Raw genomic sequence first — 829 nt, forward strand, 5'->3', positions numbered from 1 at the left:
CCGAGCCCGTCGTCCGGGTGGACGACCTGCGGGTGACGTTCCCGACCATGGACGGCGACGTCCGGGCGGTGGACGGACTGTCCTTCGAGGTGCCGGCCGGTGGCGCCCTCGGCATCGTGGGCGAGTCGGGCTCGGGTAAGAGCGTGACCTCGTTGGCCCTGATGGGTCTGCACCGGGGTAGTCGCGCCAGGATCACCGGTGCCATCGAGGTGGCCGGTGAGGACGTCGTGGCCGCCGGCGACAAGCGGCTGCGGGCGATGCGGGGCAACGACATCGCGATGGTGTTCCAGGATCCCATGCAGTCGCTGCATCCGCAGTACACCATCGGCAACCAGTTGGTCGAGGCCTACCGGGTCCATCACCCCAGGGCGTCCAAGGCCGTCGCGCTCAAGCGTGCGGTGGAGTCGTTGGAGCGGGTGGGGATTCCGGAGCCGGCCAGGCGGATCAATTCCTATCCGCACGAGTTCTCCGGTGGTATGCGTCAGCGTGTGGTGATCGCGATGGGGTTGATGTGCGATCCCAAGGTGTTGTTGGCCGATGAGCCGACGACGGCGTTGGACGTGACGGTGCAGGCGCGGATCCTGGATCTGCTCGATGAGTTGCGTCGGGATCTGGGGATGGCCTTGATCCTGGTCTCGCACGATCTGGCGGTGGTGGCGGGGTCGGTGGACGAGGTCGTGGTGATGCGTCATGGTGTGGCGGTGGAGCGGGGTGACGTGCGCAGGGTGTTGTCGGCGCCCGAGCATCCGTACACGCGGGCGTTGTTGGCGGCGGTGCCGCGGGTGGAGGTCTCTCGGGCCCAGCGCCGCGCCCAGGACCGCGCCGACCG

1 protein-coding gene is annotated in these 829 nt (G+C 68.6%); it reads left to right on the forward strand.

The annotated features are described in order from the left end of the window. Window positions 1-829: ABC transporter ATP-binding protein (locus tag PWG71_RS28615; RefSeq protein ID WP_274813187.1), on the forward strand; the 829-nt coding region annotated here is incomplete at both ends.

Origin of the sequence: Nocardiopsis sp. N85 (assembly GCF_028882275.1) — a bacterium.
GTDB classification, from domain to species: Bacteria; Actinomycetota; Actinomycetes; order Streptosporangiales; family Streptosporangiaceae; genus Nocardiopsis; species Nocardiopsis lambiniae.